The organism is Actinomadura sp. NPDC048032 (assembly GCF_040653175.1).
GTDB lineage: Bacteria > Actinomycetota > Actinomycetes > Streptosporangiales > Streptosporangiaceae > Spirillospora > Spirillospora verrucosospora.
In genome coordinates this window covers 1-8,061 of record NZ_JBEZJP010000384.1, presented here as the reverse complement: position 1 = coordinate 8,061, position 8,061 = coordinate 1, and the positions used below count along the sequence as shown (strand labels likewise).

The following is an 8,061-nucleotide window of genomic DNA, read 5'->3' as shown; positions in this document are numbered from 1 at the left end:
GTCGAGCGGGGCCAGCAGGTCGTGCAGGGCCTCGAACGTGCCCGGGCCGGCGGCGATGGTCAGCTCCGGGCCGGGGGCCGCGCCGTGCAGCCCCTCGACGCGCCCGCCCGCCTCCCGGACGATCAGCCCGCCCGCGGCGATGTCCCACGCCTGCACTCCGCGCTCGTAGTAGGCGTCCGCCCGCCCGGCCGCCAGGGAGCACAGGTCCACGCAGCACGACCCGCCCCGGCGGATGTCGCGGATGTTCGGCAGCACGCCGGTGAGGACCTCCGCCTGCCGCGCCCGCCGTCCCGCCTCGTAGCCGAACCCGGTGGACACCAGCGCCCGGCCCAGCGGGACGTGGGCGTTCACGCGCAGCTCGCGCGTGCCCGCCGCGGTGTGCTGGAGGGCCCCGCCGCCGCGCACGGCCGTGTAGGTCTCCTCCCGGCGCGGGATCTCCACCACGCCGGCGACGGCCTCGCCGTCCACCTCGGCGGCGATGCTGACCGCCCAGTCCGGCAGGTCGTAGAGGTAGTTGACGGTCCCGTCGATCGGGTCGACCACCCACCGCACGCCGCTCCCGCCGGCCTGCGAGCCGCCCTCCTCGCCGAGGAAGCCGTCGCCGGGGCGCACCGCCCTGATCCGCTCGATGATCAGGCGCTCGGCGGCGCGGTCCATCTGGGTGACGACGTCGGTCGGGGACGACTTGGTCTGGACGACGTCCGGGCCGCCCGCGGGCCGCTTGTCGACCAGCATCCGGCCGGCCTCGCGGGCGGTCGCCGCGGCCAGGTCCAGCAGTTCCTCGGCCAGGCTCATGAGACCCCTTCCAGGAGGTGGCGGGGCAGGGCGGCGAAGCGCGGGTCGCTCCCGGGCGTGGCGGCGCGCTCGAACGCGAGCCCGAGCTCCGCGGCGCGGTCGGCGGCCTCGACGTCGAGGTCGTACTTGACCTCCATGTGGTCGGAGACGAACCCGATCGGCACGACCGCCACGGCGCGGACGCCCCGGCCGTGCAGCTCCTCCAGGTGGTCGGTGATCTGCGGCTCCAGCCACGGCTGGCTCGGCGGCCCGCTCCGGCTCTGGTAGACGAGGTCCCACGGCGCCCCGGGGGCCGCCTGCCCCGCGACCGCCTGCGCGGCGGCGTGCAGCTCCCCGGTGTACAGCTCCCGGTTGGGCTGGGACAGCGGCACGCTGTGGGCGGTGAACACCAGCCGCGCGCCCTCGGGCAGGCGGCTCAGCGCGTCCTTCGTCGCGTCCACGAACGGTTCGAGGAAACCGGGGCGGTCCGCGTAGACGGGGAGCTTGTCGATCTCGGGGGCGCCCGGCACCTCCGCGCGGGCGCGGGCGATGTCCTCGAGGTACTGGTCGTTCGTTGAGTAGCCGCTGTAGGCGGACGTGACGAACGCGGCGGCGCGCCGGATCCCGTCCTCCTCCATCTGCCGGACGGTGTCGGCGAGGTAGGGGGTCCAGTTCCGGTTGCCCCAGTACACGGGCAGGTCGACGCCGTTGGCGGCGAAGTCGGCCTCGATCGCGGCCTTGAGCTCCCGGCACTGCCGGTTGATCGGACTGACACCGCCGAACAGGAAGTAGTGCTCCCCCACCTCCTCCAGGCGCTCCTTGGGGATGTTGCGCCCCCGGGTGACGTTCTCCAGAAACGGGATCACCTCTTCGGGCCCTTCCGGCCCTCCGAAGGACAGCAGAAGCAACGCGTCATACGACGTCATGCGTCCATCCAATCAGCCGTCGGGCCGATTCCCCGCCAGGGGTGCTCACTCGTAGCGCGCCGAGTACGCCCTCGCCAGGTTGAGGACCTTCTGGACGTACCAGTCGGCGTGGTTGTACTGCCAGACCGCCCGGTAGAGCTGCCGCCCGCCCTGGCCCGCCCCGTTCGCGCACAGGTACTTGGCCGCCCCCGGGATGGCGTCGTAGGGGTTCATGATGTCGGCCTTGCCGTCGCCGTCGCCGTCCACCCCGTACGCCTTCCACGTCGAGGGCAGGAACTGCATCGGGCCGAGCGCGCCCGCGCTGGAGCGGCCCGCGTTGCGCCCGTGGTCGCTCTCGACCTGGCCGATCGCGGCGAGGACCGTCCAGGACAGGCCGCGGCAGCTCCTGGCCGCCTGCTTGTAGAGGTCCAGGTAACTGCCCGAACGGCCGCCGTCCGCCGGTGCCTGGTACTTGCTCTCGTGCAGGTTCAGCACGCTCGTGCCGGGGCCGAGGACCTTGCCGACGGCCTTGACGACCTTGGCGGGGTCCACCCCGGGCGCGTTGACGAGGACCGCCACGTTGGGGACGAGGCCCATCTCCTGCCCGGACTTCCTGCTGACGAGCATGTCGATGCCGGGCAGGCCGAGCGGACCGGAACCGCCCATGGTGAGCTTCGGCATCGTCCGCGCCACCACGGGGTACTGGTAGCCGCGGTTGAGCTGGAGCTGCTGGGCGGCGTCCGGCGACACCACGAACTGGTCACCGGCCAGGGCGGCCCACAGGTCGGTCTTCTTCGCCGTCGCGGGGGGCGTCCAGGAGCGGAACGCCGACGGGTCCACGGCGAGCGCGTTCACCTGGCGGCCCTGGAGCTGGACGGCGCCGCCCGCGACGGCCGCCACGTCCCCGACCCTGCCGAGCCTCGCGATCCGATCGATCTTGGCGGCGGGGATCGAGGCGGTCCCGACGGCGAGCACGTCGGGCGGCACGACGCGGCGCAGCGGCGCTACCTGGCCGCCGGTGGCCACGTTGACCGGGTCGCCGGGACGCACGCTCGGCGGCGCCGCCTCCTGCGGCGACTCGGCCCCGGCCGGATCCGCCTTCTCGGTGGTCAGCGCCGCGTAGACGCCGCCGGAGGTGCTGGCGACGGCCAGGACCGCGATACCGCCGATGAGGAGGGGCAGCGCACGGCCGCCCCGCTGCGGCCCCGCGTCCGGGCGCCGCGGATCCCGCTTCTTCTTCTCGGGCCGGTTCTTCTCGGGCCGGGGCCGGTGCGGACGGGCGGCGGGCGCCTCACCACCGCCGATCGCGCCGGTGCGCGGAGCTGAAGGAGGAGCCACAACATTTCCCCACGAGTCTCGCTACGGACGGTTAGCCTGCCGTGGTTACCGGATCGTACGGTATCGACGACTCTGTGCCCCCGCTCGGGCCGTCCAAAAATGTGAACTTTCCTCACGATCGATTCGTGAGTAGAGTCACGGCATGTCCCCAGCGACCAAGCAGACGTGGCGGAACTGGGCGGGAAACCAGCAGGCCACACCGCATCGCGTCGCCGCACCGCGCAGCGCCGACGAGGTGGCCGCCGCGGTCCGGTCGGCCGCCGCCGACGGCCTCACGGTCCGCATGACCGGCACAGGGCACTCCTTCACCGGCGCCGCCGTCGCCGAGGGGGTCCTGCTCCGTCCCACCGCGCTCACCGCGGTCCGCTCCGTCGACACCGCCACGGGGCTCGTCACCGTCGAGGCCGGCCTGCCGCTCCACGCGCTCAACCGCGTTCTGGAGGAGCACGGCCTCGCGCTGGCCAACATGGGCGACATCCAGGAGCAGACCGCCGCGGGCGCGCTGCAGACCGCGACGCACGGAACCGGGCGCGACGCCGCCGGCCTCGCGTCCCAGGTCGCCGCCCTGGAACTCGTCCTCGCCGACGGCACCGTGGCGAACTGCTCGCGCGAGGAGCGCCCCGACCTGTTCGCCGCGGCCCTCGCCGGGCTCGGCGCTCTCGGCGTCGTCACCGCCATCACCTGGCGGACCGTCCCGGCGTTCCTGCTGCGCGCGCAGGAGGCCCCGATGAAGTGGGACGAGGTCCTCGCGCGCGTGGACGAGTTCGACGCCGCCAACGAGCACTTCGAGTTCTACTGGTTCCCGCACACCGAGGGCTGCCTGACCAAGCGCAACAACCGGGTCGAGGGTCCGGCCGAGCCGCTGTCGAAGGTCAGGCACTGGCTGGACGACCGGTTCCTGTCGAACACGGTCTTCGGGGCCGTCAACAGGGTCACCCACCGGGCCCCCGCCGCGACGCCCTTCGTCAACGGCATCTCCGCCAAGGCGCTGGGGGCCCGCACCTACAGCGACACCTCGTACAAGGTCTTCACCAGCCCGCGCACGGTCCGCTTCAAGGAGCAGGAGTACGCGATCCCGCGCGAGGCGCTCGTCCCCGCGCTGCGCGACCTCCGCACCCTGTTCGCCAAGCGGGACTGGCGGATCAGCTTCCCCATCGAGGTCCGGCTGCTTCCCCCCGAGGACGCCTGGCTGTCGATGGCGCACGGCCGCCAGAGCGCGTTCATCGCGGTGCACGTCTACCACCGCGACCCGCACGAGGACTACTTCGGCGGCGTCGAGGACCTTCTGACCGGGTTCGACGGCCGTCCCCACTGGGGCAAGCTCCACACCCGCGACGCCGCCTACCTGGAGAAGGCGTACCCCCGGTTCGGCGACTTCCGCGCCCTGCGGGACGAACTGGACCCGGACCGCCGCTTCGCGAACCCCTACACGAGGCAGGTCTTCGGCGACTAGCCGCACCCGGCCTTCCCAGCGGTCGCCAGGCTCAGCCGCCCGGCGTGGAGCGCGGGTCGGGGACGCCTTGGCCGCCGTCCTGCGGGCCTCCGGTGGTCGCGGGCGCCTCCGGCGTCGTCGGCGCCGTCGTCGGCGGCACGGTCGTGGGCTCCTGAGTCGGCCGCTCGGTCGGCTCCGACGACGGCTGCGGCGCCGTCGAGCCCGGTCCCCCGGTGGGCGCCTCACTCGTCGGAGTGCCGCTCGGCGTGGAGGTCGGCTTGTCCGTGGCGCCCCCGGAGGGGTCCTGCGAAGGCGTGTCGGCCGGCTTCGCGCTGCCCCCGCCGTCGAGGACCTTCGTGACGGTCAGGCCCTTGCCGCCGGCACCGCCCACGGGCCGGCCGGTGCCCGCCTCGTAGATCGTGATCCCGCCGATGACGACCGCGAACACCGCCGCCGAGGAGACCACCAGCTTCACCCAGTGCGCCTTGGCCCACTCCACCGTGCTCTGCCACGCCGAGCGGCGGACGACCTGCCGGACCGCGTCCTCGCCGGCCTCCTCGGCGAACGCGGCGGCGACCGTCTGCGCGGGGTCCAGGCGCGTGGCGTTCGGGTCGCCGCCGGGGTCGAGCCGCGTGGCGTTCGGGTCTCCCCCGCCGAACACGGGGTCCAGGCGCGTGGCGCCGGGATCGCCCGACCACACCGCGGTCCGGGTGGGGTCGGCGCTCCTCGCCTCGCCGGCCGCGCCCTCGGCCATCTCCCGCCGCCGGACCGCCGACTGCAGGTGCGTCAGCTCCTTGATCTGCTCACGGCCCTGGTCGAGGTAGTGCTTGCCGACCGCCGACCCCGCCGTGGAGATCACGCTCATCAGGGCCGCGCCGATGATCGTCCCGTACACGCCCAGGAAGGACGCGCCCAGGGCGGCGACCGCCGTCGCCACCGCACTCGCGATCAGCTGCGTCGTGCTCACGTCCGGCAGCTTGCGCGGCATCGCCTGTCTCACCCCTGTCTGTCGCCACGGACACCCCGAGATTGAACTGATCGGAAGGACGCGGGTGTTCCTGCCCACGACGTGACGCTCGCAACGTCGAACCGGCGGGGCGTTCACGGCCTCGTCAGGAACGGTGTGGAAAAGGATGGACAAGAATCGAGCAGAGCGGCCCCCCGCCGGTCGCGGCACCGGCAAGCTTGGTCAGGTGCCCTCTTCGACCTCGTGAAGAGGGCTTCGAGAGCGGCGATGTTCGGACATGCCGGGTACGGTGCTGGCAGCAGGTGTGTCCGAAAGAGAGACTCGGGAACCCGGGGGAAGGGCACGCATGCGCCCTCGGTGGGCATCGGACGGCCGACCGGTGAGAGCACGGTCGCGCGGTCCGGCGTCCTCCGTGCCGTCTGGACAGGGCAGGAAGGACACGCATGCAGGAGCTGCGCCTCGTCGCGGTCAGCGAGGACGGTACGTACCTCGTCCTGGCCACCGCGGGCCGAGGCACCCGGTTCACCCTGCCCGTCGACGACCGGCTCCGCGCCGCGGTCCGTGGGCACTTCTCCCGCCTCGGCCAGTTCGAGATCGAAGTGGAGAGTCCCTTGCGCCCCAAGGAGATCCAGACCCGCATCCGGTCCGGGGAGACCGCGGAGGAGATCGCCGAGTCGGCGGGCATCCCGGTCGAACGGGTCCGCTGGTTCGAGGGTCCGGTCCTGCAGGAACGCGAATACATGGCCCAGCAGGCGCAGCGCGTCGCCGTCCGCCGCCCCGGCGAGTCGACCCCGGGCCCGCCGCTCGGCGAGACCGTCGAGGAGCGCCTCGGCCGCGGCGGCGTCGACCTGGAAGAGGTCGAGTGGGACTCCTGGAAGTGCGAGGACAACACCTGGCGCGTCCGGCTGTCCTTCTTCGAGGGCGGCCGCCCGCACGCCGCCGAGTGGACGTTCGACCCGCGCCGCCGGCACGTCTCCCCGCTGGACGAGGTCGCCGCCCGGCTGACCTCCGTCGAGTGGGACGACGACGACGCGCTCTCCGACACCGTCACGCCGCTCGTGCCGCGCCGTCCCGCGATGAAGGTCGTCTCCAGCGACCGCGACGCCCCGCCCGGCCGCGGGCTGCCCGCGCGCGGCCTGCCCGCCGAGCCCGAGCAGCCGGCGCCCGAGCCGCTGCGCGCCGCCGAGCCCCGCGCCTACATCGTCGAGCGCGGCCGCATGGTCGACCCGCGGCCCGCCTTCCGCGAGGCGACCGAGCCGCCCTCCCTGCGCGAGGCCGCCCCGCCGCGTCCTGCCGCGCACGCCCCTGAGCCGCCCTCTCCGGCCCCGCCCGCCGAGGAGGCGGCCACGGAGGCGCCCTCCGCCGAGACGCCCGCCGACGAGCCCGTCACGGCCGTCCAGAGCGAGGAGCCGCACGGCGTCGCCGCCGCGCTCGGGTCGGCCGAACCGGCCGAGTCCCCCGGTGCGGACGACGAGACCGCGGCCGAGACCGCCGAGCCGGGCGGGACGGCGGCCGAGAGCACCGCCGACGAGACCGCCGCGGAGGAAGCGCGCCCCGCCGAGGCCGCCGAGGAGCCGGAGGACGAGGCCCGGGTGCCCGAGGAGATCGAGGCGATCGACGCCGACGACCTCGAAGAGGTCCGTGAAGAGGAGCACGCGTCCGCCGAACCGGCCGGATCGGCCGAGCCGGCCCTCCGGGAGCAGGCGGGCGAGAGCCGCGACGACCCCGAGGCCGGCGAGGCGCACGAGGCAGAGCAGGTGCGGGAGGCGGCCGGCGCGGCGCCGGAGGCGGTGGAGGCTCCCGAGCCCGCCCCTTCGGCCGAGCCGGAGGAACCGGCCGAGCCCGCCGAGGCACCAGCCGCCGCCCGGCCGCGGGTGGAGGACGACGCGCCGCGCGTTCCCGAGGAGGAGAGGGAGGCCGAACCCGTCCGCAGGCCCGCTCCGGCCCGCGAGCCCGCCGCGGAGAGCACGCCCGTGGCTCCGCCGCGGCAGCCCGCGCGGCCGCCGGCCAAGAAGAAGCCGGCGGCGCGGCCCACCATGCCCGCCGCCGCTCAGGACAAGCCGGTCACCGGATCGCCCGCCGCCGCCGCTGCGGCCGGGGAGCCCGCGGGCACGCAGCGTCCGGCCCGGCGCCGCAAGGCCAAGGGCAAGCGCGCCTCCGTCCCGTCCTGGGACGAGATCATGTTCGGTGCCCGCCGGCCGGAATAGTCTCCGCGCCCGCACCGGGCGGCCCGTCCAGGAACGGGGTCAGCCACGCCGGGGTGATGGCGGCGGCGAGGGCCACGGCGCCCTCCTCGGACATGTCCGTCGCCGAGCAGCCCCCGTCGCCCGCGCCCACGGCCGCGAAGAGGGTGGCGAGGCCCAGCCTGCGCTGGAAGAGCGTCTGGCGGACCCGCCAGCCGATGACGGCCGAGTGCTCGACGACGACCTGGCGGCGGCGCAGGGAGCCCGACCGCACGGTGAGGCGCTCCCCGTCGGTGGCGTGGCCCAGTTGGCGGTAGCGGTCCAGCCCCAGCGGCACCGCCAGGACGGCGGTCGCGGCGCACGCGTACGCGACCCACGGCTGCCCGGCGAGGACGGCCAGGACGGCGACGCCCAGCGCGGGCGCCACCGCGCGGACGACGCGGCGGCCCCGCGCGGCCGGCG

The 8,061-nt window shown here is 74.7% G+C and carries 7 protein-coding genes; 2 read left to right on the top strand and 5 right to left on the bottom strand.

From position 1 onward, the window contains the following. From AB0C69_RS33735 to AB0C69_RS33725, 3 genes are all read right to left on the bottom strand, one after another. Positions 1-795 (bottom strand): inositol monophosphatase family protein (locus tag AB0C69_RS33735; protein WP_360358979.1); only part of this gene is annotated, 795 nt, incomplete at its 3' end. Beyond that, complete coding sequence (locus tag AB0C69_RS33730; RefSeq protein WP_360358977.1) at positions 792-1,700, bottom strand: ferrochelatase; 909 nt, start codon at positions 1,698-1,700, stop codon at positions 792-794. The genes AB0C69_RS33730 and AB0C69_RS33735, both read right to left, overlap by 4 nt. A 45-nt stretch (positions 1,701-1,745) precedes the next feature. Beyond that, positions 1,746-3,017 (bottom strand): lytic murein transglycosylase, encoded by a 1,272-nt coding sequence (locus tag AB0C69_RS33725; protein WP_360358975.1) that lies wholly within the window; start codon positions 3,015-3,017, stop codon positions 1,746-1,748. A 142-nt stretch (positions 3,018-3,159) separates the two neighbouring features. On the opposite strand from AB0C69_RS33725, the gene AB0C69_RS33720 reads away from it, so the two are divergent. Further along, positions 3,160-4,470 carry a D-arabinono-1,4-lactone oxidase gene (locus AB0C69_RS33720; RefSeq protein WP_360358973.1) on the top strand — a complete coding sequence of 437 codons (1,311 nt, stop codon included), beginning with the start codon at positions 3,160-3,162 and terminating at the stop codon, positions 4,468-4,470. Between the two features lie 31 nt (positions 4,471-4,501). Here the strand turns inward: AB0C69_RS33720 and AB0C69_RS33715 are convergent, their stop codons facing one another. Next, the gene (locus AB0C69_RS33715; RefSeq protein WP_360358971.1) at positions 4,502-5,416 is read right to left on the bottom strand and encodes a hypothetical protein; all 915 of its coding nucleotides are present in this window, start codon (positions 5,414-5,416) and stop codon (positions 4,502-4,504) included. A 443-nt stretch (positions 5,417-5,859) separates the two neighbouring features. Between AB0C69_RS33715 and sepH the strand changes: the two genes are divergently transcribed. After that, positions 5,860-7,623, top strand: a complete 1,764-nt coding sequence (gene sepH, locus AB0C69_RS33710) for a septation protein SepH (protein WP_360358969.1) — start codon at positions 5,860-5,862, stop codon at positions 7,621-7,623. Here the strand turns inward: sepH and AB0C69_RS33705 are convergent. Then, positions 7,595-8,061, bottom strand: a 467-nt coding sequence (locus AB0C69_RS33705) for a PH domain-containing protein (RefSeq protein WP_360358967.1), incomplete at its 5' end; no start/stop codon positions are given. The genes sepH and AB0C69_RS33705 overlap by 29 nt on opposite strands.